At 60.2% G+C, this 22,880-nt stretch carries 19 protein-coding genes; 18 read left to right on the top strand and 1 reads right to left on the bottom strand.

What is annotated here, in order from left to right:
- The first annotated feature begins 34 nt into the window (after window positions 1-34).
- The 17 genes from gyrA to cysM all read left to right on the top strand — a co-directional run bounded on the left by gyrA (window position 35) and on the right by cysM (window position 20,352).
- Window positions 35-2,749, top strand: a complete 2,715-nt coding sequence (gene gyrA / locus ACSQ8V_RS13875) for a DNA gyrase subunit A (protein WP_213768320.1) — start codon at window positions 35-37, stop codon at window positions 2,747-2,749.
- Window positions 2,750-2,885: 136 nt separating this feature from the next.
- Window positions 2,886-3,491: a DUF2059 domain-containing protein gene (locus ACSQ8V_RS13870; protein ID WP_213768319.1), complete on the top strand. Its 606-nt coding sequence runs from the start codon at window positions 2,886-2,888 to the stop codon at window positions 3,489-3,491.
- Between the two features lie 205 nt (window positions 3,492-3,696).
- Window positions 3,697-4,779 carry a 3-phosphoserine/phosphohydroxythreonine transaminase gene (gene serC / locus ACSQ8V_RS13865; RefSeq protein ID WP_436206044.1) on the top strand — a complete coding sequence of 361 codons (1,083 nt, stop codon included), beginning with the start codon at window positions 3,697-3,699 and terminating at the stop codon, window positions 4,777-4,779.
- Window positions 4,780-4,845: 66 nt separating this feature from the next.
- Window positions 4,846-5,928: a prephenate dehydratase gene (pheA, locus tag ACSQ8V_RS13860; RefSeq protein WP_213768317.1), complete on the top strand. Its 1,083-nt coding sequence runs from the start codon at window positions 4,846-4,848 to the stop codon at window positions 5,926-5,928.
- Window positions 5,929-5,953: 25 nt separating this feature from the next.
- On the top strand, window positions 5,954-7,069 hold the full coding sequence (gene hisC, locus ACSQ8V_RS13855; protein ID WP_436206043.1) for a histidinol-phosphate transaminase: 1,116 nt from the start codon (window positions 5,954-5,956) through the stop codon (window positions 7,067-7,069).
- Window positions 7,070-7,168: 99 nt separating this feature from the next.
- Window positions 7,169-8,092: a prephenate dehydrogenase gene (locus tag ACSQ8V_RS13850; RefSeq protein ID WP_436206042.1), complete on the top strand. Its 924-nt coding sequence runs from the start codon at window positions 7,169-7,171 to the stop codon at window positions 8,090-8,092.
- Between the two features lie 42 nt (window positions 8,093-8,134).
- Window positions 8,135-9,439, top strand: coding sequence for a 3-phosphoshikimate 1-carboxyvinyltransferase (aroA, locus tag ACSQ8V_RS13845; protein ID WP_436206041.1), 1,305 nt, complete (start codon window positions 8,135-8,137; stop codon window positions 9,437-9,439).
- 76 nt (window positions 9,440-9,515) lie between these two features.
- Window positions 9,516-10,196: a (d)CMP kinase gene (cmk, locus tag ACSQ8V_RS13840; RefSeq protein WP_213768315.1), complete on the top strand. Its 681-nt coding sequence runs from the start codon at window positions 9,516-9,518 to the stop codon at window positions 10,194-10,196.
- Between the two features lie 172 nt (window positions 10,197-10,368).
- Window positions 10,369-12,084, top strand: a complete 1,716-nt coding sequence (gene rpsA / locus ACSQ8V_RS13835; protein WP_031361047.1) for a 30S ribosomal protein S1 — start codon at window positions 10,369-10,371, stop codon at window positions 12,082-12,084.
- Window positions 12,085-12,105: 21 nt separating this feature from the next.
- Complete coding sequence (locus ACSQ8V_RS13830; protein ID WP_213768314.1) at window positions 12,106-12,444, top strand: integration host factor subunit beta; 339 nt, start codon at window positions 12,106-12,108, stop codon at window positions 12,442-12,444.
- Window positions 12,445-12,812: 368 nt separating this feature from the next.
- Entirely contained in the window at window positions 12,813-13,106 is a 294-nt protein-coding gene (locus tag ACSQ8V_RS13825) for a LapA family protein (RefSeq protein WP_213768313.1), read from the top strand.
- Window positions 13,107-13,188: 82 nt separating this feature from the next.
- Window positions 13,189-14,364 (top strand): lipopolysaccharide assembly protein LapB, encoded by a 1,176-nt coding sequence (gene lapB / locus ACSQ8V_RS13820; RefSeq protein ID WP_436206040.1) that lies wholly within the window; start codon window positions 13,189-13,191, stop codon window positions 14,362-14,364.
- A 138-nt stretch (window positions 14,365-14,502) separates the two neighbouring features.
- Window positions 14,503-15,894, top strand: coding sequence for a UDP-glucose dehydrogenase family protein (locus ACSQ8V_RS13815; RefSeq protein ID WP_436206039.1), 1,392 nt, complete (start codon window positions 14,503-14,505; stop codon window positions 15,892-15,894).
- Window positions 15,872-16,873: a D-glycero-beta-D-manno-heptose-7-phosphate kinase gene (gene rfaE1 / locus ACSQ8V_RS13810; RefSeq protein ID WP_436206038.1), complete on the top strand. Its 1,002-nt coding sequence runs from the start codon at window positions 15,872-15,874 to the stop codon at window positions 16,871-16,873. The genes ACSQ8V_RS13815 and rfaE1 overlap by 23 nt, the downstream gene beginning before the upstream one ends.
- Window positions 16,870-17,862: an ADP-glyceromanno-heptose 6-epimerase gene (rfaD, locus tag ACSQ8V_RS13805; protein ID WP_436206037.1), complete on the top strand. Its 993-nt coding sequence runs from the start codon at window positions 16,870-16,872 to the stop codon at window positions 17,860-17,862. The genes rfaE1 and rfaD overlap by 4 nt, the downstream gene beginning before the upstream one ends.
- A gap of 74 nt (window positions 17,863-17,936) precedes the next feature.
- On the top strand, window positions 17,937-18,260 hold the full coding sequence (locus ACSQ8V_RS13800; protein WP_213768309.1) for a ComEA family DNA-binding protein: 324 nt from the start codon (window positions 17,937-17,939) through the stop codon (window positions 18,258-18,260).
- Window positions 18,261-19,449: 1,189 nt separating this feature from the next.
- Window positions 19,450-20,352 (top strand): cysteine synthase CysM, encoded by a 903-nt coding sequence (cysM, locus tag ACSQ8V_RS13795; RefSeq protein ID WP_213769051.1) that lies wholly within the window; start codon window positions 19,450-19,452, stop codon window positions 20,350-20,352.
- Between the two features lie 99 nt (window positions 20,353-20,451).
- Here cysM and mltB read toward each other — a convergent pair whose 3' ends face one another.
- On the bottom strand, window positions 20,452-21,624 hold the full coding sequence (mltB, locus tag ACSQ8V_RS13790; protein ID WP_213769050.1) for a lytic murein transglycosylase B: 1,173 nt from the start codon (window positions 21,622-21,624) through the stop codon (window positions 20,452-20,454).
- A 307-nt stretch (window positions 21,625-21,931) separates the two neighbouring features.
- Between mltB and ACSQ8V_RS13785 the strand changes: the two genes are divergently transcribed.
- Complete coding sequence (locus tag ACSQ8V_RS13785; protein ID WP_436206036.1) at window positions 21,932-22,855, top strand: histone deacetylase family protein; 924 nt, start codon at window positions 21,932-21,934, stop codon at window positions 22,853-22,855.
- Window positions 22,856-22,880: the final 25 nt, after the last annotated feature.

Here is a 22,880-nt window from a genome sequence, read left to right as displayed (position 1 = left end):
CGCGCCGGCGCCGCACAGTTCAAGACACGGATAAATGGATCAATTCGCCAAAGAGACCCTGCCAATCTCCCTTGAGGAGGAAATGCGCCGCTCATATCTCGATTACGCGATGAGCGTGATCGTGGGGCGAGCGCTCCCCGATGTCCGCGACGGCCTCAAGCCAGTCCACCGCCGCGCGCTGTATTCCATGCACGAACTGAACAACGACTGGAATCGCGCCTACAAGAAGTCGGCGCGTATTGTGGGCGACGTCATCGGTAAATATCACCCGCATGGTGACCAGTCGGTCTACGACACCATCGTGCGGATGGCGCAGCCGTTTTCGCTTCGCTACATGCTGGTCGACGGACAAGGCAATTTCGGTTCGGTCGACGGTGACAACGCCGCCGCCATGCGATACACCGAAATCCGCATGGCGAAGATCGGCCATGAGCTGCTGGCGGATATCGACAAGGAAACGGTCGACTTCGGCCCGAACTACGACGGCAGCGAAAGCGAGCCGCTGGTTCTGCCGGCTCGAATTCCCAATCTGCTGATCAATGGCTCGGCCGGCATTGCCGTGGGCATGGCAACGAACATTCCGCCGCATAACCTGCGCGAAATTGTCGACGCCTGCATGCATCTGCTGAATAACCCCGACACGACCATCGACGAACTGATGGAAATCGTTCCGGCGCCGGATTTCCCGACGTACGGCGTGATTTATGGCGTCTCGGGTGTGAGGGACGGCTATCGAACGGGTCGCGGACGCGTCGTGATGCGCGCGACCACGCACTTCGAAGAGATCGACCGCGGCCAGCGCATGGCGATCATCGTCGACGAAATCCCGTATCAGGTGAACAAGCGCACGCTGCTCGAGCGCATTGCGGAGCTGGTGAACGAGAAGAAGATCGAAGGCATCTCGGACATCCGCGACGAATCCGACAAGAGCGGCATGCGCGTGGTGGTCGAGCTGAAGCGCGGCGAAGTGCCGGAAGTGGTGCTGAACAATCTGTACAAGATGACGCAGCTCCAGGACACGTTTGGCATCAACATGGTCGCGCTGGTCGACGGCCAGCCGCGCCTGCTGAACCTGAAGCAGATGCTGGAGTGTTTCCTGTCGCATCGGCGGGAAGTGCTGACGCGGCGCACTGTATACGAGCTGCGCAAGGCGCGGGATCGTGGCCACGTGCTGGAAGGCCTGGCGGTAGCGCTGGCGAATATCGACGAATTCATCCGCATCATCAAGGCCGCGCCGACTCCGCCGATCGCGAAGCAGGACTTGATGAACAACGCCTGGGACTCGGAAATCGTGCGCGAAATGCTGTCGCGCGCGGAAACCGAGGAATCGGGCGGGCGTCAGGCGTATCGGCCGGAAGGCTTGAATCCGGCGTACGGCATGCAGGCCGACGGGATGTACAAGCTGTCCGACGTTCAGGCGCAGGAAATTCTGCAAATGCGCCTGCAACGCCTGACCGGGCTCGAGCAGGACAAGATTGTCGGCGAGTACAAGGAAGTGATGGCGCAAATCGCCGATTTGCTCGACATCCTGGCGCGCCCGGAACGGATTCGCGCGATCATCGTCGAGGAATTGACGTCCATTCGTGCTGAATTCGGCGATGACCGCCGTTCGCGCATCGAACTGAACGCGACCGAACTGAATACCGAAGACCTGATCACGCCGCAGGAAATGGTCGTGACCATGTCGCACACCGGCTACGTCAAGTCGCAGCCATTGTCCGAATACCGGGCGCAAAAGCGTGGCGGCCGCGGCAAGCAGGCCACGCAGATGAAGGAAGACGACTGGATCGACACGCTCTTCATCGCGAACACGCACGACCACATGCTGTGTTTCTCGAACCGTGGCCGTGTTTACTGGATCAAGGTCTACGAAGTGCCGCAGGGTTCGCGGAATTCGCGTGGCCGGCCGATTGTGAACATGTTCCCGTTGCAGGACGGCGAGAAGATCAACGTCGTGCTGCCGATCAAGGAATTCTCCGCCGATAAATACGTCTTCATGGCGACCTCGCTGGGTACGGTCAAGAAGACGCCGCTGGAGGCATTCAGCCGGCCGCTGCGCAAGGGCATCATCGCGGTCGGTCTTGACGACGGCGATTTCCTGATCGGTGCGGCCATTACGGACGGTCAGCATGACGTGATGCTGTTCTCGGATTCGGGCAAGGCGGTGCGTTTCGACGAAAACGACGTTCGTGCAATGGGCCGCGAAGCGCGTGGCGTGCGCGGCATGCAACTGGAAGAAGGGCAGCAGGTCATCGCGTTGCTCGTCGCCGGCGGTGAAAACCAGTCGGTACTGACCGCGACCGAGAACGGTTTCGGCAAGCGTACGCCGATCGACGAATACACCCGTCACGGCCGCGGCACGAAGGGAATGATCGCTATCCAGACGTCGGAACGTAACGGCAAGGTGGTCGCCGCAACGCTCGTCGAGCCGGAAAGCGAGATCATGCTGATCACCAATACCGGTGTGCTGATTCGCACGCGGGTGTCGGAGATCCGTGAAATGGGCCGTGCAACCCAAGGTGTTACACTCATCAGTCTTGACGACGGCACGAAGCTGTCCGGCTTGCAGCATATCGCCGAGGCGGAAGTGGCAGTCGAACTCGACGCCGATCTGGAAGGTGATGCAGGCGAGGCCGGCGAACCATCGGCCAGCGTTGCGGCTGATGATTCGACCGATGCAGCGGATGACGCTGACGTTGGCGATACGCCGGACGACACGCCGGAAGGCGATGAGGACGGCACGTCCTGACCGAATGTTCGCAACCAGCGCCTGTTCTGCCTGTTCTGCCTGTTCTGTTTCTGAAAGCTTGAATGGATAAGCTGCGCGACTTGAGCAAATGCCGAGTCGCGCCGCGATGAAAGCAAAATTTTTTAAGGGAGTAATGATGCAAAAACAGTTTAAACAATGGATGTTGCTGGCTGCTTTGGTACCGGCTTTCGCATCGGCTCAATCGCTCCAGAGCCAAGCGACGACGCCGGCTGCAGACGCAGCCACAGCGGCACCGGATCCGGCGAAGCAAGCTGCGATCAAGGACCTGCTGGACGCAATCGACGCGCAAAAGCTCGTCGGCGCCATTGGTAACAGCGCACAAATGCAGTCGAAGCAACTGGTTCCGGCCATCCTGTCCGACGCTTTGAGCGAAAACAAGACCCTGAACGACAAGCAGAAGCAAGCCGCTGTTCCTCAGCTCCAGAAGGACACGGTACCGAAGCTGGTTGATTCGGCAGGTCAGGTCTTCGCGACCGACTCGTTCCGTCAGGACGCCATGCAGGCACAGTACGACGCATACGCGAAGTACTACACGACGGCTGAAATCAAAGACCTGACGTCGTTCTACAAGAGCCCGACGGGTCGCAAGTTCATCCAGGTTCAGGACCAGGTTGGTCGTGACGTGGTGAACGGTCTGATGCAGAAGTACATGCCGCAATCGATCAAGGCCACCCGCACGCAAGCGGACAAGGAAGTGGCTGCTGTCAAGCCGGCCAAGTAAGGCCAGGCTGCCAAAACCCGCTGCCGCCCGGGCGGCTGTAGTTTGGCGGGTTTATGGGACGGTGCGATAATGGCTGTTTGCGTTCAGACGCAAACAGCCATTTGTTTTTCGTGGCGGGGTTTAGACGTTATTCAGCTGTTTCTCGCTGGCGTTTCCCTCGCTGGCGTCCTCTTTATTGCGTCCGGTTTTTCGGGGTGTTTATCAGATGCGCGTCTTCAATTTCTCCGCTGGTCCTGCAGCAATGCCTGAAGAAGTACTCCGTCAAGCTGCCGACGAAATGCTCGATTGGCACGGTAGCGGCATGAGCGTGATGGAAATGAGCCATCGCGGCGCTGAGTTCATGTCGATCCATGAAGCTGCGCTGACCGATCTCCGCGACCTGCTGAAAGTGCCCGCATCGCACAGGATCCTGTTCCTGCAGGGCGGCGGCATAGGTGAGAACGCGATCGTTCCGCTGAACATGCTGGGCGCGCGGAAAACCGCGGATTTTGTCGTGACCGGTTCGTGGTCGCAGAAATCGTTCAAGGAAGCGCAGAAGTACGGCACGCCGCACATTGCTGCCAATGGCAAGACGGAGCAGGGTTTCACCCATGTGCCGAAGATCGCCGAATGGCATCTTTCCGACGATCCGGCCTACGTCCATATCTGCACGAACGAGACAATCGACGGCGTCGAGACCTTTGAGATTCCTGATCTCGGTTCGGTGCCGCTGGTCGCGGATGCTTCGTCGCACATTCTGTCCCGCCCGATGGACATCGCGAAATACGGCGTGCTGTTCGGCGGCGCGCAGAAGAACATCGGCATGGCGGGCGTGACGGTCGTGATCGTGCGCGAGGATCTGCTCGACCGCGCGCTGGCCATCTGTCCGTCGGCGTTCGAATGGAAGACCGTCGCCGCGAACAATTCCATGTACAACACGCCGCCCACCTACGCTATCTACATCGCCGGCCTGGTGTTCAAGTGGCTGAAAAAGCAGGGCGGCCTGGAAGCCATGGAAGCACGCAGCATCGAAAAATCGACGCTGCTGTACGACACTATCGACGCCAGCAGTTTCTATCTGAACAAAGTCGAGCGTCAGTCGCGCTCGAGGATGAACGTACCGTTCTTTCTCGCCGACGAATCCCGTAACGAAGCATTCCTGGCCGGCGCAAAAGCGCGCGGCCTGCTGCAGCTGAAAGGCCACAAGTCGGTCGGCGGCATGCGCGCGTCCATCTATAACGCGGTGCCGCTCGAAGCGGTGAAGACGCTCGTCGAGTATATGAAGGAATTCGAGCAGGCCAGCGCCTGAAAGCAGGTCTGGCCTCCCATCCGATGCTTGCCCCGCCAAGCCGGATCGACTCATCTCATACAACGCATGGACGACGACCTTAATTCACGACTCATACCGCTGCGCGAACGCATCGACGCGCTCGACGCGCAGCTCATCGCGCTCCTGAACCAGCGCGCCGCCGTCGCGCTCGAAGTGGGCGAGGTGAAGAAGCATTTCAACGCGCCGGTGTTTCGCCCCGAGCGCGAGATGCAGGTAATCGCGCGGCTCCAGGAAATGAGCGAAGGGCCACTCGCCGACGATCACATCAGCTCGATCTGGCGCGAGATCATGGCCGCGAGCCGTGCGCTCGAAAAGACGCTGCGCGCGGCTTATCTCGGCCCGGTCGGGACCTACAGCGAGCAGGCGATGGTCGAGTATTTCGGACATTCCATCGAAGGTCTGCCGTGCCCTTCCATCGACGAAGTGTTTCGCTCGGTCGAAGCCGGCGCGGCCGAATTCGGCGTGGTGCCGGTTGAGAACTCAGCGGAAGGCGCGGTTTCGCGCACGCTCGATCTGTTGCTGCAAACGTCGCTCGTGATCAGCGGCGAATTGGCCCTGCCGATTCACCACAACCTGTTGACGGCGTCCGGCACGCTCAATGGCGTGACGCGCGTGTTCGCGCATCCGCAAGCGCTCGCGCAATGCCAGCACTGGCTGACGGCGAATGTGCCCACGCTTGCGCGCCAGGCGGTATCAAGTAATGCGGAAGCGGCGCGGCTGGCGGTGGGTGACCCGAGTATCGCGGCTATCGCGGGGGACCGTGCGGCCACGCATTACGGACTCGGCGTGGTCAGCGCGCTGATCCAGGACGACCCGCACAACCGCACGCGCTTCGTGATGATTGGCAAGGAACGTACAGGCGTAAGCGGGTATGACCAGACGTCATTGATCGTGTCGGTGGCGAACGAGCCGGGCGCGTTGCTGAAATTGCTGGAACCGTTGGCACGTCACGGGGTATCGATGACCCGTTTCGAGTCGCGTCCAGCGCGCGTCGGCACGTGGGAATACTACTTTTATATCGACGTGGAAGGACATCGCGAGGACGCAGCGGTCGCCGCCGCGCTCAAGGAACTGGGCGAAAAGGCCGAGTTCTTCAAGATCCTCGGCTCGTACCCGCGCGCTCGTTGAGCCCTTTAAAACCGCTGGAGAAAACATGACATCGCAATTCGGCCCTTCCTACGTGCGCGCGATCGCGCCTTATATTGCCGGCAAGCCGATCTCGGAAGTGGCGCGTGAATTCGGACTGAACGAAGCGGACATCGTGAAGCTCGCGTCGAATGAAAATCCGCTCGGCATGCCCGAGTCGGCGAAGCTCGCGATGGCGCAAGCCATGCAGGAACTCGGCCGTTATCCGGACGCGAACGGTTTCGACCTGAAGGCCGCGTTGAGCGAACGTTACGGCGTGCCGCCGGAATGGATCACGCTCGGCAACGGCAGCAATGACATCCTCGAAATCGCCGCGCATGCGTTCGTCGAGAAGGGACAGTCGATTGTCTACGCGCAATACTCGTTCGCGGTGTATGCGCTGGCCACGCAGGGTCTGGGCGCGCGTGCGATCGTCGTGCCGGCCGTGAAGTACGGTCACGATCTTGAAGCGATGCTCGCTGCCATTGCCGACGACACGCGTCTCGTGTTCGTTGCGAATCCGAACAATCCGACGGGTACGTTTATCGACGGTCGGACGCTTGAGGCGTTCATTGCACGCGTGCCGCGTCACGTGGCGATCGTGCTGGACGAGGCGTACACGGAATACCTGTCGAAGAGCAAGCGCTACGATTCCATCGAATGGGTGCGTCGTTATCCGAATCTGCTCGTGTCGCGGACGTTTTCAAAGGCGTTCGGGCTGGCTGGACTGCGCGTGGGTTTCGCCATTGCGCAACCGGAGCAAACCGATCTGCTGAATCGCCTGCGCCAGCCGTTCAACGTGAATTCGCTGGCGCAAGCCGCCGCGATCGCCGCGTTGAAGGACACCGGGTTCCTGGCGAAGAGCGCCGAGATTAACGCGGCGGGGTATCGTCGGCTGACGGAAGCCTTCGACAAACTCGGCCTGGAATATGTCCCGTCCGATGGCAACTTCGTGATGGTGCGCGTAGGAAACGACGACGCCGCCGGGCAGCGCGTGAATCTCTCGTTGCTCAAGCAAGGCGTGATCGTGCGGCCAGTCGCCAACTACGGTTTGTTGCCGTGGCTGCGTGTCACGATCGGCTTGCCGGAAGAGAACGACGCGTTTATCGCGGCGCTCGAAAAGTCGTTGGCGGCAACTGCCTGATTGTTTCTGTTTCGGCCATGCGTTTCTATTTTCTAGAAATGCACGGATTGTTCCGATTGTTCACCCTCGCGCCGAAAGGCGCGTTTTCATCGATGTCTCGTGGCCGCGTTCTCTTTCAATAAAATCGTCATTTTTGGTGTCGGCCTGATCGGCGGCTCACTCGCGCGCGCTTTGCGCGAACGGGCTGGCGCGACGGGTGAAGTCGTGGGCGTCGGGCGCTCGATCAAGACCGTCGAGCGTGCGCGGGAACTTGGCGTAATCGATTCGGCCGTGTTTCTCGACGACGACCGCGCGCTCGAACTCGCGTTGCGTGGCGCCGACTTAGTGCTGGTCGCCGCGCCGGTTGCACAAACCGAGCCGCTGCTGCGGCGGATTGCCCCGTTTCTGGACGCCAGCACCATCGTGACCGATGCCGGCAGCACAAAAAATGACGTTGTTGTGGCCGCGCGTGCAGCGCTGGGCGAGCGCGTTGCGCAATTTGTGCCGGGCCATCCGATCGCCGGCCGGGAATCAAGTGGTCCCGATGCCGCCATTCCTGATCTCTACGTTGATCGTAACGTCGTGCTGTGTCCGTTGCCGGAGAACTCGCCGGAAGTCGTGGAGCGCGTTGCCGATATGTGGCTCGCGACCGGCGCAATCGTGCATCGAATGACGGCCGAGCAGCACGATAGCGTGCTCGCGTCGGTGAGCCATTTGCCGCACGTGTTGTCGTTCGCGCTGGTCGAGATGATTCTGCAAGCGCCGGATGCAGCGCTCAAGTTTTCGTTCGCCGCCGGCGGGTTCCGCGATTTCACGCGGATCGCGGCGTCAAGTCCGGAAATGTGGCGCGACATATGCATCGCGAACCGGGCGGCGCTGCTGAGCGAAATCGATGCTTATACCAACGTCCTGGCGCGTTTTCGCCAGGCTATCGACACCTCCGACGGCGCCGCGCTCGAAGCTGCCTTCGAACGCTCGCGCACGGCGCGGACCGTTTGGCAACATGGCGGCGCGATCAAAGCCGCCGACGATTCCGCACAATAATCCGCACAATAGCTAGCTGGACCTGACTAACTGGACTTAACCATGGAACACCTCGATCTCGGACCTTTTTCGCGTGCGTCCGGCACGGTCCGGCTGCCCGGATCGAAGAGCATTTCAAACCGCGTCCTGCTGCTCGCCGCGCTGGCTGAGGGCGAAACGGTGATCACGAACCTGCTCGATTCCGATGACACCCGCGTGATGCTCGCGGCGCTCAATACATTGGGCGTCGAGGTGCAAAACGATGGCGAACGCTGTGTCGTGAAAGGCACTGGCGGCCGTTTTCCGGTGAAATCGGCGGAGCTTTTTCTCGGCAATGCGGGCACGGCAGTGCGTCCGCTCACCGCCGCGTTAGCGTTGAACGGCGGTGAATATCGCGTGCATGGCGTGCCGCGCATGCACGAACGGCCGATCGGCGATCTTGTCGATGGTCTGCGTCAGATTGGCGCGAAGATCGATTACGAAGCGAACGATGGTTTTCCGCCGCTGCGGATTCATCCGGCCGACATTGCCGTCGATCAACCGATCCGCGTGCGTGGCGACGTCTCCAGCCAGTTCCTGACCGCGTTGCTGATGAGCTTGCCGTTGGCGCAGAACACGCGCGGTCCGATTGTCGTGGAAGTGGATGGCGAGCTGATTTCGAAGCCGTATATCGATATCACGATCAAGCTGATGGAGCGTTTCGGCCTGACCGTCGAACGCGATGGCTGGAAGAGTTTTACGCTGCCGGCCGGCGCGCGCTATGCGTCGCCGGGAACGATCGCAGTGGAAGGCGATGCGTCGTCCGCGTCGTATTTTCTCGCGGCCGGCGCGCTGGGCGGTGGTCCGCTGCGCGTGGAGGGCGTGGGCCGCGCGAGCATTCAGGGCGACGTGAATTTCGCCGATGCGCTGATTCGCATGGGCGCGAACGTCATGCTGGGCGATGACTGGATCGAAGTGCGCGGCGTGGAATCCGACGACGGCAAGCTGATGGCCATCGACATGGATTTCAACCTGATCCCCGATGCCGCCATGACCATTGCCGTCGCCGCGCTGTTCGCGACCGGCACGACCACGCTGCGTAACATCGCGAGCTGGCGCGTGAAGGAAACGGACCGGATTGCCGCGATGGCGACCGAGCTGCGCAAAGTCGGCGCGACGGTCGAGGAGGGCACGGATTACCTGGTCGTCACGCCGCCGGCCGCGTTGACGCCGAATGCCGCTATCGACACTTATGACGATCACCGCATGGCCATGTGTTTTTCGCTCGTGAGCCTTGGGGGCGTGCCGGTGCGCATCAATGATCCGAAATGCGTCGGCAAGACCTTCCCGGATTACTTCGAGCAATTCGCCAAGCTCGCGAAGGCCTGATGACCATGACTAATATAAACACAGCGGTGCAAGCCCCGACCCCGCGCGCAGCCGCCCGCCGATCCGGACGTCTCCGATGAAACACATTCGTCCATTTCACCAGACTCCGGTTATCACCATCGACGGCCCGACGGCTTCGGGCAAAGGCACGGTCGCCGCGCTGGTTGCCGCCACGCTAGGCTTCCATTTACTCGATAGCGGCGCGCTGTACCGGCTCACCGCGCTCGCGAGCGCGCGCTACAACATCGATCCCGAGGATGGCGACGCGCTCGCTGAACTCGTCGCGGAACTCCACATCACGTTCCGGGAGGGCTGCGCCCAACTCGACGGCGTGGATGTATCGACGGAAATTCGTGCCGAGGAAATCGGCAACCGCGCGTCAGCGATTGCGGTTCACGGCCAGGTTAGGACAGCGCTGATTGCGCGCCAGCGGGCGTTCCGCAAGCTTCCGGGGCTGGTGGCCGACGGCCGTGACATGGGCACCGTCATTTTTCCCGATGCAACGCTCAAGGTGTTTCTCACGGCCAGCGTTGAAGCGCGGGCCGCGCGGCGGCATAAGCAATTGATACAAAAAGGCTTTTCTGCTAATATGGAAGACTTGCTGCGAGATTTGCGCGAGCGGGACGCACGGGACAGTAATCGTGTAGCCGCGCCGCTCAAGCCTGCAGTGGACGCGAAGACGCTGGACACCTCCGGGCTATCCATCGACCAGGCGGTCGATCAGATCATCGGTTGGTTTAATGCGATTCATGTGTAGTTCGTTGCAATTGTTGGAAAAAGCCGACATTTCGAAGGCTTTGCTTTGGAGCTCCATGAGAAACATGGAGCGTGTTTTAACCCCTCAACCCCGTGTGGCGTTCGCCTTTTTTGCCATCGGCCCGAACAGTTCGGGCAGGCATCGCGAAGCAGCTGCGCAACTATAGATTTTTATGTCCGACCTGCAAACATCTACCCCGATTACCGAATCTTTTGCGGCTCTGTTCGAAGAGTCGTTGACCAAGCAGGACATGCGTGCGGGTGAAGTTATTTCCGCCGAAGTCGTGCGCGTCGACCACAATTTCGTGGTTGTCAACGCTGGTCTCAAGTCCGAAGCCTACATCCCGCTCGAAGAGTTCCTGAATGACGCGGGCGAGGTAGAAGTGCAGGCGGGCGACTTTGTTTCCGTGGCTATCGACGCCCTGGAAAATGGTTATGGCGACACAATCCTGTCGCGCGACAAGGCGAAGCGTCTGGCTTCGTGGCTGTCGCTGGAAAAAGCGCTGGACAACAACGAACTCGTGACCGGCACTATCACGGGCAAGGTCAAGGGCGGCATGACCGTGATGGTCAACGGTATCCGCGCGTTCCTGCCGGGTTCGCTGGTTGACACGCGTCCGGTCAAGGACACGACCCCGTACGAAGGCAAGACCCTCGAATTCCGCGTGATCAAGCTTGACCGCAAGCGTAACAACGTCGTGTTGTCGCGCCGCGCTGTGATCGAAGCTACCCAAGGTGAAGAGCGCGCAAAGCTGCTCGAAACGCTGAAGGAAGGCGCGATCGTGGAAGGCGTGGTCAAGAACATCACGGACTACGGCGCATTCGTGGACCTCGGCGGTATCGACGGCCTGCTGCACATCACGGACATCGCATGGCGTCGTGTGCGTCACCCGAGCGAAGTGCTGTCGGTTGGCCAGGAAGTGACTGCAAAGATCCTCAAGTTCGACCAAGAGAAGAACCGCGTTTCGCTGGGTATCAAGCAACTCGGCGACGACCCGTGGGAAGGCATTTCCCGCCGTTACCCGTCGGGCACGCGCCTGTTCGGTAAGGTTACGAACATCACCGACTACGGCGCATTCGTCGAAGTGGAATCGGGCATCGAAGGCCTGGTTCACGTGTCGGAAATGGACTGGACGAACAAGAACGTTGCACCGTCGAAGGTTGTGCAACTTGGCGACGAAGTCGAAGTCATGGTTCTCGAAATCGACGAAGACCGCCGCCGTATCAGCCTCGGCATGAAGCAGTGCAAGCCGAACCCGTGGGACGACTTCAGCCGCAACTTCAAGAAGGGCGACAAGCTGGAAGGCGCCATCAAGTCGATCACCGACTTCGGCGTGTTCATCGGTCTGCCGGGCGGCATCGACGGTCTGGTTCACCTCTCGGACCTGTCGTGGAGCGAAACGGGCGAAGAAGCGGTTCGCAAGTACAAGAAGGGCGACGAAGTCCAGGCTATCGTTCTGGGCATCGATGTCGAGAAGGAACGTATTTCGCTGGGTATCAAGCAACTCGAAGGCGATCCGTTCAGCAACTTCGTGGCAATGAACGACAAGGGCGCGACGGTTGACGGCGTGGTCAAGTCGGTTGACGCGAAGGGTGCAGTCGTGACGTTGACGGCGGACGTGGAAGGTTATCTGCGCGCGTCGGAAATCGCTCAGGACCGCGTGGAAGATGCTCGCAACGTGCTGAAGGAAGGCGACAAGGTCAACGCAATGATCATCAACATCGATCGCAAGTCGCGTGGCATCAACCTGTCGATCAAGGCCAAGGATTCGGCTGAACAGCAGGAAGCAATCCGTGGTCTGGCTTCGGCTGACTCAAGCACGGCTGCAACCGGCACGACGAACCTTGGCGCGCTGTTGAAAGCCAAGCTCGACGGCCAGAACGGCTAAGCCGCAAGGTATTGCTGCAGCATGACCAAATCGGAATTGGTCGCCCAACTGGCGCTGCGATTTCCGCAACTTGTTCTTAAAGATGCGGATTTCGCGGTGAAGACGATGCTCGATGCGATGTCGGATGCTTTGGCCAATGGCCATCGCATCGAAATTCGCGGCTTCGGCAGTTTCGGCCTCAATCGTCGTCCATCACGCGTTGGACGCAATCCCAAGTCGGGGGAGAAGGTGGAGGTACCGGAGAAATTCGTACCGCACTTCAAGCCCGGCAAGGAGTTGCGCGAACGGGTAGACGGTCGCGCGGGCGAGCCGCTGAAACAGTTGAACGGACCGGATAGTGACGAAGACGACGATGTTTAAGCGGCGTCCGAGTTCATCCCGTATCAAGCCGCTCTCAGCCAGAGGCAAATGACCGAAAAAAGCACCCGCGAGGGTGCTTTTTTTATGCCCTGGCCGGACGCACGCCAACGGCGTTACCTTTCTGCACGCTCGTTCGTCACTGTCTCTTTTCGCGTCATCATAAGACAGTAAACCCCCGCAAACGTCCTGCTGATCGGCCTATCGTCCAAGCCGTTGCGCATTGCCTCATACGCTTCAATTACAATACCGGACGCCAATGATCAAGGACAGCGTGGCCCGCGCTTTGCGTCCCTCGTGGATGTCGGTGTTGTACCCGCCGCCCGCGTTGCGTCCTGCGTCGTTCCGCTATTGCCGCCAAAGAGACCCTTATGAAATTTTTTGTTTGGCTGATCCGTGTACTGGTTTTCGTGCTCCTGCTCGTGCTGGCGTTGGCCAATACGCAGAGCGCGACGCTCAATTTTCTCGCCGGCTATTTCTGGCAGGCGCCGCTGATCCTGATCGGCCTGGCGTTTTTTGTCGTCGGCCTGGTTGCTGGACTGCTCTCGTCGCTGCCGTCGTTGTTTCGCCTGCGGATGGAAAATGCCCGGCTCAAACGCGAACTGCGCGTGGCGCGCGATGCCCCCGTCGTACCGATGGAACCGCCTATGCCGCCGCTGATTTGACGGGTCGCGCGTTGCCTGGCCCCGCGGTGGGTGCCCATTTCCGGCATTCTGCGCTGGTCCTTAACCCTTTCCAAGAATTCGCATGGATCTAGACTTCTGGTGGCTGCTTGTCATTCCGGTCGCGTTCGCTCTCGGCTGGATGGCATCGCGCTATGACCTGAAAACGCTGCTGTCCGAAAACGCGAATCTGCCGCGCTCGTATTTTCGCGGCCTCAATTTCCTGCTGAACGAACAACACGACAAGGCCATCGACGCCTTTATCGAAGTTGCGAAGCTCGATCCTGAAACCATCGAATTGCACTTTGCGCTCGGTAACCTGTTTCGCCGCCGCGGTGAGACGGACCGGGCCATTCGCGTGCATCAAAACCTGCTGAGCCGCGCTGATCTGCCAGTCGCCGAACGCGATCACGCGCTGTTCGAACTCGGCCAGGATTTCCTGAAGGCGGGTCTGCTGGATCGCGCCGAGGAAACGTTCCGGTCGCTCGAAGCGGGCGAATATGCGCTCGGCGCGCAACGGGCGTTGCTGACTATCTACGAGATCGAGAAAGACTGGAACAAGTCGATCGCAACCGCCGGCCGGATCCAGGAAATGGGCGCGGCGACCCTTGAAAAGGAAGTCGCCCAGTTCCATTGCGAACTCGCGCAAGAAGCGCTGCAGCGCAAGAATCCGGCAGACGCCCGCGCGGAACTGAAGCTCGCGCTCGCGGCCAATCCCGAGAATGTGCGCGCGACCATTCTGGTGGGCGACGTGGATGCCGCCGGTGGCGATCTGGAAGCGGCCATCGTGTGCTGGCGTCGCGTGGAAGAGCAGAATGCGGCTTATCTGCCCCTGGTGGCCGAAAAACTGGTCCAGGCTTACGAACAACTCGGCCGTACGGCTGAAGGCGTCGATTTGCTGGTCGACTACGTGAATCGTTACCCATCGAACGATCTGCTGGACGTGGCGTTCAAGCACGTCGCGCAATTGCGCGGAATGGAGGCGGCCCACGCGCTGGCGCGGCACCAGATGCAGACATCGCCGAATGTCGCCGGCATGACGCGGCTGCTGGAAGCGCAAGTCGCTACGGCCGAGGAACCGCGTCGCAGCGAACTCGAACTGATGCGCACGCTCGTGAAGCAGCGGACCAAGAACCTGCCGCGCTACACGTGCCAGAATTGCGGTTTCCGCGCGCGTCTTTTTTACTGGCAATGTCCTGGCTGTAGCGGCTGGGAAACCTATGCGCCACGCCGCGTCGAGCCGATCACCGCATCCGTCTGAACGCGGATTGCGCAATCCACGGACTGACCGCGGCCCGCGTGGCCCGGCCCGCTCAGGACGCACAACCTTTGACACGATCGGACTCCGCGGCTGTTTTAGCCTGATCCTTCGACAATTACCGGTCTCTCCGGAACGCTTATGAAAATATCCATCATCGGGTCGGGCTACGTCGGACTAGTGACCGGCGCCTGCCTCGCTGAAATTGGCAACGACGTGCTGTGCCTGGACGTCGATGCACGCAAGATCGACATCCTCAATAACGGCGGCGTGCCGATTCACGAACCGGGTTTGCACGAGATACTGAAACGTACGCGTGCTGCCGGCCGCATCCGTTTTTCCACGAATATCCAGGAAAGCGTCGAGCACGGCGAGATCCAGTTCATCGCGGTGGGAACGCCGCCGGACGAGGATGGTTCCGCCGACTTGCAGTACGTGCTCGAGGCCGCGCGCAACATCGGGCGTTATGCAAACGGCTTCAAGGTGATCGTCGATAAATCGACGGTCCCGGTCGGCACAGCCCAGCACGTGCGCAACGTAGTCGAGCAGGAACTGAAGGCGCGCGGAATTCAGCCGACGGGGAAGAACGGCTTTTCGGTTCTATCGAATCCGGAGTTCCTGAAGGAAGGGGCGGCTGTTGACGACTTCATGCGTCCCGACCGCATCGTACTTGGCGTAGATGACGACGAAGCCGGCCAGATCGCCCGCGAGAAGATCAAGCGCCTCTATGGGCCGTTCAACCGCAACCACGATCGCACGCTCTATATGGACGTGCGTTCGGCCGAATTCACGAAGTACGCGGCGAACGCCATGCTCGCCACGCGTATCTCGTTCATGAACGATTTGTCGAATCTCGCCGATGCCGTGGGTGCGGATATCGAAGCGGTGCGTCGCGGTATTGGCTCGGACCCGCGTATCGGGTACCACTTCCTGTATGCCGGTTGTGGCTACGGCGGTTCGTGTTTCCCGAAGGACGTGCAGGCGTTGGCGCAGACGGCGCGTGAGAACGGGCATCGGTTGCGGATTCTGGAAGCCGTGGAAGAAGTGAACGATCTGCAAAAGGAAGTGCTTGTCGGCAAGATCACGAAGCGCATGGGTGAAGACTTGCGCGGCCGCACGTTTGCCGTGTGGGGCCTGGCGTTCAAGCCGAATACCGACGACATGCGCGAGGCGTCGAGCCGCCGGCTGATTGGCGCGCTGCTCGAACGCGGAGCGACGGTTCGCGCTTATGACCCCGTGGCGTTGGATGAAAGCCGGCGCGTATTTGCGCTCGATCTCGCCGATAAACCGCAGCAACTCGAACGCCTGCATTTCGTCGATTCACAAAAGGACGCATTGCCCGGCGCGGACGCCCTCGTGATCGTGACCGAGTGGAAGGAATTCAAGAGCCCGGATTTCGCGCATTTGAAGAGCGAGCTCAAAATGCCGGTCATTTTCGATGGCCGCAACCTGTACGAACCCGAAGCGATGGCGGAACTCGGCATCGACTATTTTGCAATAGGACGTCCCCATGTCGAACTCCCTGTCGCCTGACGCAGCGGTGCCTGCAATCGCTGCACACGCTCCTGTTCCACCGGTTCCGCGTGCGCGCATTGCGGCGGCACGTGTGCTGGTGGTCGGCGACGTGATGCTCGACCGCTACTGGTTCGGCGATGTGAACCGCATCTCCCCGGAAGCGCCCGTGCCCGTCGTGCATGTGCAGCGCCAGGAAGACCGGCTTGGCGGCGCGGCGAACGTGGCGCGCAATGCGGCCGCGCTGGGCGCGCAGGCGGGCCTGTTGTGCGTGGTCGGGCATGATGAGCCGGGCGAACGCATTGTGGAATTGCTGGGCGAGAGCCGGGTCACTGCGTTCCTCGAGCGCGACCCCGAATTGCTCACCACCATCAAGCTTCGCGTGTTGTCGCGGCAGCAACAACTGTTGCGGGTCGACTTCGAAAATACGCCGACTCACGAAGTCCTGAGCGCATGCCTGGCCCGGTTCGGGACGCTCTTGCCGCAACATGATGTGATCCTGATGTCGGATTACGCGAAGGGCGGCCTGACGCATGTGACGCAAATGATCGCGGACGCGAAGCGGGCCGGCAAACCGGTGCTGGTCGATCCGAAGGGCGACGATTGGGATCGGTATCGCGGCGCCACGCTGATCACGCCGAACCGCGCGGAGTTGCGCGAAGTGATTGGGCGCTGGAGCTCGGAAGAAGATTTGCTTGCACGTGTCACGGCGCTGCGCGAATCGCTTGATCTCGGTGCGTTGCTGCTGACGCGATCGGAGGAGGGCATGACGCTTTTCACCGCCGGCCAGGTGGTCCACACGCAGGCCGATGCGCGCGAAGTGTATGATGTTTCGGGTGCCGGCGACACGGTCATTGCAACCGTTGCAACTATGCTGGGTGCGGGTGTGCCGCTGGTCGACTGTATCGCTTACGCCAACCGTGCGGCGGGAATTGTCGTCGGGAAGCTGGGTACGGCGACCGTTGACTACAACGAACTTTTCGCCCTGACATCACCATGACAATTATTGTTACCGGCGCGGCCGGGTTTATCGGCAGCAACATCGTGAAGGCGCTCAACGAGCGTGGCGAACAGCGTGTGATCGCCGTCGACAACCTCACGCGCGCCGACAAGTTCAAGAACCTGGTCGATTGCGAAGTCGACGATTACCTCGACAAGACCGAATTCGTCGCACGCTTTAAACGCGGTGATTTCGGCAAGGTCAGGGCGATTTTCCATGAAGGCGCGTGTTCGGACACGATGGAAACCGACGGCCGCTACATGATGGACAACAACTTCCGCTATAGCCGTGACGTGCTGGACACGTGCCTGGAGCAGGGCGTGCAGTTCCTGTATGCATCGTCGGCGGCGGTGTATGGCGGATCGAGCGAATTTGTGGAACGTCGGGATGTCGAAAAGCCGTTGAACGTGTACGGCTATTCGAAATTTCTCTTCGATCAGATCGTGCGCCAGATCTTGCCGAAAGCGCGTACCCAGATTGCTGGGTTCCGCTATTTCAACGTGTACGGGCAGCGCGAGAATCACAAGGGACGCATGGCGTCTGTTGCGTTCCATAACTTCAACCAGTTCCGCGCCGAGGGCAAGGTCAAGCTGTTCGGCGAATACAACGGGTATGGTGCGGGCGAGCAGACGCGCGATTTCGTGTCCGTTGAAGATGTGACGAAGGTCAATCTGCACTTCTTCGATCATCCGGAGACGTCGGGTATTTTCAACCTTGGGACGGGGCGCGCGCAGCCGTTCAACGACATTGCGTCGACGGTGGTGAACTCGTTGCGCGCAATTGACGGCGAAGCACCGTTGTCTCTGTCGGAGTTGGTGCAGCGTGGCTTGATTGAGTACATTCCGTTTCCCGACGCGTTGCGCGGCAAGTACCAGTGCTTCACTCAGGCCGATCAGTCGAAGTTGCGCGAGGCTGGGTATGACGCAGCGTTCCTGACGGTTCAGGAAGGTGTCAACAGATACGTGCGTTGGCTGTTCGGTCAGCTGTAAAAGCACCAGCCGTTTTCTTACACTGGGTCTCCCGGTCAGCGATCATCGCGGACCGGTTTTCAAGGGAGACTCACATGATCAAGAAACTTCTCGCGGCGTTCACGCTGGCTGTATCGATTGGTTCGGCGTTCGCCGCCGTGGATATCAACAACGCCAATTCCGATGCGTTACGCGGCATCAAGGGTATTGGGCCGGCCAAGGCGAAAGCCATTCTCGACGAGCGTGAGGCACATGGTCCGTTTAAAGACGCGGCCGAGTTGAGCAAACGCGTCAAGGGCATGGGTGGCAAGACGGTTGAGCGCTTGCAGGCCGAAGGGTTGACCATTGGGCCGGGTGGGACGCCGGTGGCGGTTGCCGGTGCTAAGCCGGCTGCTGGCGCAGTTGTCGTCAAGAAGTAATGCCATGCGGCGCATCGGTCGGCGCGCCGGTCGACCTGATGCGCCATGGATTTTCGTTCGCACTCGGGGTTTTGGGTGGGCTGGGTTTGGGCGTTAGGGTTTACGGTCGGGGTTAGTGCCGGGTTGGTCGGTTCTGGGGTTAGCGGTCGGGGTCAATGCCGGGTTGCTGCTTTCAGTGTTAGCGGTCTGCGAGAGTCGGATTTTCTCTTTATCACTATTAGCCACTGTGCGTGGCGGCACGTCATTTCTTTGTCCAAAGCGACAAAGAAACGAAGCAAAGAAAGCGCTTTTAAACCACGCTACCCTAAGTGTCCACAGCGTGCAGTTTTGATTCATAGGTGCCCCAAAAGCACGGTGCTCGCTAGAGCGGAGGATGTGTGAACCCCTCCTTCTCCGAACACGGATACCCACACGCTTCGCCACCAGTGATTGAACCTGCCCAAGGAGCACCCCGCGCTATCCGCGGATAACCATCCTCCAAATATGTACGCACGTCTAACCACGCAGCCAACCTACCAAGTAACAGGGCTCCAAAATGCGTAAGGCCGTATCCAACGAAAATAACTGTCTAGGCCGTGCAGCAAACTCACCAAAAACTGAAGTAGTAAATCCGAATCGGGCTGTGACGCGTGAATATGGGCGCGTAGACCGGGGAGTCAACCCACCAAAAAACCGCGACCGTAAATACGTGTGAGGCCGTTTGGATTCCTTAGCAATGGTGCTTGCCCGAGAGCGTACGGGGCGAAGCGTGTTCGTGTCAGGATTCGCGAGAAGGAGGGGTTCACACATCGGTGGCTCTGGCGAGCACCGTGCTTTTGGGGCACCTATGAATAGAAACTGCACGCTGTGGACACTTAGGGTAGCGTGGTTGAAAGCGTTTTCTTTGCTTCGTTTCTTTGTCGCTTTGGACAAAGAAATGACGTGCCGCCACGCACAGTGGCTAATAGTGATAAAGAGAAAATCCAACTCTCGCAGACTGCTAACGCTGAAAGCACCAACCCGGCATTGACCCCGACCGCTAACCCCAGAACCGACCACCCCGGCACTGACCCCGACCACTAACCCTGAAAGCACCACCCCGGCACTGCCCCCAGACCCACCCCCACCCAGCCAAAACCCCTCAAGTGCGAACGAACCCCCCCTAGGCTACAATCAATAGCTCATCGACCGCAGCAACCCCACGACCGCTATGGCTTACAAGACTATCGAAGACACCATTGGCAATACGCCGCTGGTGCAACTGGTCCGCATCCCGGACGACGAAATCCGCAGCCGCAACAACGTGATCCTCGGCAAGCTCGAGGGTAACAACCCGGCGGGTTCAGTGAAGGACCGCCCGGCACTCTCGATGATCAAGAAGGCGGAGGAGCGCGGCCGCATCAAGCCTGGCGACACGCTGATCGAATCGACCAGCGGCAACACCGGTATCGCACTCGCCATGGCCGCCGCCATTCGCGGCTACAAAATGGTGCTTCTCATGCCGGAAGACCTGTCGATCGAACGTCGCCAAAGCATGGCCGCCTACGGCGCGCAAATCGTGCTGACGCCGGTCACCGGCGGTATGGAATACGCCCGCGATCTCGCCGAGCAAATGCAGCGCGACGGCAAGGGCATCATCCTCGACCAGTTCGCGAATCCGGATAATCCACTCGCCCACTACGAGACCACCGGCCCGGAACTCTGGCGCGACACCGAAGGCCGCATCACCCATTTCGTTTCCGCCATGGGCACGACCGGCACCATCATGGGCGTGTCGCAATATCTCAAGGAACAGAACGCGAATATCGAGATTGTCGGGGCGCAACCGGAAGAAGGCTCGCGCATCCCCGGCATCCGCAAGTGGCCGGAAGCCTATCTGCCGAAAATTTTCGATCGAAGCCGCGTGGACCGCACGGAAAGCGTCAGTCAGGCTGCGTCCGAAGCAATGGCACGGCGGCTGGCATCGGTGGAAGGCATTTTTTGCGGGATTTCCGCTGCCGGCGCGTGCGAAGTAGCGTTGCGCGTGGCGCGTCAGGTCGAGAACGCGACCATCGTGTTCGTTGTCTGCGATCGCGGCGACCGCTACCTGTCGACAGGCGTGTTCCCAGCCTGACATCGGCTTGGTCATTCGCTAAGTCAGAGCACAAACAAAAGCCCGGTATCTACCGGGCTTTTTGCATAGTGCGCGACTCAAAGACGCCTGACCGCTACGTCATTGCGACGCTGAAACGCCAGCATTGCCCGCGCCCATCTGCGCTTTCACCGCTTCGCCAAGCTGATACACGGCGAGTGCATAGAAGAAGCTGCGGTTGTAGCGCGTAAGCACGTAGAAGTTCTTCAGGCCGAGCGTGTATTCGGTCGCGCGGCCCGGCGTCGGCAAATCGACGACCGTCACCGGCGTACCCGCTTCCGCCAAGGTATTGAGCCCCGGCTCGCTCATCAGCATGCCCGCTTTCGTGAGCTGCGCGAGCGACCAGTGCGGCTCGGGCTGACCATCGGCTGCGGCTTGTGCAATGCCCTGGCTACCCATGTCGCCGGCAATTTTCCAGACAACCGGCCGTCCCGATTCCCAGCCGTGCTGCTTCAAATAGTTCGCAACACTGCCGATGGCATCGGCGGGACTGGTCCGCAAATCGATGTGCCCGTTGCCGTCGAAATCCACCGCGTACTGCACGATGCTGCTCGGCAGGAATTGCGGAATGCCGATCGCGCCCGTGTACGAACCGAGCACGGTGGTCGGATCGATTTGCTGATCGTGCGTCCAGACCAGCAGGTCCTCGAGATTCTTGCGGAAGGTCGCTTGCCGTTCTGCGCGGTTCGGCGTGTTGGGGTAATCGAAGGTGAGCGTGGTCAGTGCATCGAGCGCGCGGAAATTACCCATGTATCGGCCATAGATTGTCTCCACGCCGATAATCCCGACAATTGCTTCGGGCGGTACACCATACTGATCCGATGCACGCTGCAAAGCGGCCTGGTTCGCGCGCCAGAATTTCACGCCGGCGGCAATACGCACCGGCTCCACGAAACGCGCCTGATACGCGCGCCAGTTCTTGGTGGCGGGCGTAGGCGAGGGCAGGACCAGTTTCACGGCTGTTGCCGAATAACTGACGCGATTGAACAGGTCGTGCAAGGCGGCGGAATCGAAGTCGTAACGCGCAACAAGGTCGTTAATGAACGCGTCCACATTGGGATTGTTCGCGTAACGCTGCGGCACGATCTCCTCTTCGAACACTTGCCCTTGCGCGGGTGCGGGTTGCGGCTGCGATTGCGCAACTGCCTGGCCGATACCGAGTGTGCCAAGTGCGCAAACAAGACCAGCGACTGAGGCGAGGCGCGCGGTTCGCGCCGAAAGAGGCAAGACGGTCGAAGCAAACTTGAAGTTCATAGTGTGCGTAATTGTGGCGGTGTAACGCGAGGCGCGCTGGAAAAACGCGCAGGGCATACGAGAGTCGGATCAGTATAACCGACGTGTTTTCGACGCTATCCCGAAAGCCTTGTGAGCGGGCGCAGACGCTGCAAAAGCGATGCCATACGGCCGCACCATTTCCAATGTGGTAACTTAACGAGAACCCGCGCGGTGCGGCGTCCTGCCGCTCACTGGTGCGCGGCAGGAAGGGCCAAGCACCGCGACCGACAAAACATCTGAACGATACGAGACACGCGGCACGGCTCGCCCGGCTGCGCAACCCATCATGGCTACCGGCTTTTATACCCATCCAGATTGCCTTCTTCACGACATGGGGCCGTGGCATCCCGAATGCCCCGCGCGCCTTCTGGCGATCGAGGATCAGTTGATCGCAAGCCGTATCGACACCCTGATCGAGCGTGAAGAAGCGCCGCTCGCGAGCGAAGAGGACCTGGCGCGGGTTCATACCCAGGCGCATATCGATTTCGTCAAGGAGACGGCGCCGTCAGTGGGCCGCGCGGAGATTGATCCGGATACGCTGATGTCGCCGGGTTCTTATCACGCGGCGTTGCGCGCGGCAGGCGCGGCGGTTGCCGCCACCGACGCCGTGATCGCCGGCACCTACGACAACGCATTTTGCAGCGTGCGGCCGCCCGGACATCACGCGGAACCGGCGCGCGCGATGGGCTTCTGCTTCTTCAACAACATTGCGATCGCGGCGCGTCACGCGCTTGAAGTGCATGGGCTTGAGCGCGTGGCTATCATCGATTTCGACGTCCATCACGGGAACGGCACGGAAGCCGCATTCTCGGGCGATCCGCGCGTGCTGATGTGCAGCTTTTTCCAGCACCCGTTCTATCCGTACAGCGGTGCCGATAATCATGCATCGAACATGGTCAACCTGCCGATGCCCGCGCGTACGAAAGGCATGGCTGTGCGCGAAGCCGTCGACATGATGTGGCTGCCCAGACTCGACGAATTCAAGCCGCAGATGATCTTCGTCTCCGCAGGTTTCGATGCGCATCGCGAGGACGATCTCGGCAACATGGGGCTTGTCGAGAACGACTATACGTGGCTGACCCAGCAGGTCCGCGCGGTGGCGAAGCGGCATGCGAAGGGCCGGATAGTGAGCAGTCTGGAGGGCGGGTACAACCTGTCGGCGCTTGGGCGCAGCGTGGTCGCGCATGTGCGCGCGCTCGCCGACATCTGACGCTTCACGGCAGGACTCGCGGCAA

This window comes from Caballeronia sp. LjRoot31 (genome assembly GCF_964253885.1).
GTDB lineage: Bacteria > Pseudomonadota > Gammaproteobacteria > Burkholderiales > Burkholderiaceae > Caballeronia.
Note: the sequence above shows the minus strand (reverse complement) of the source record. Positions and strands in the feature narration are given on the sequence as shown.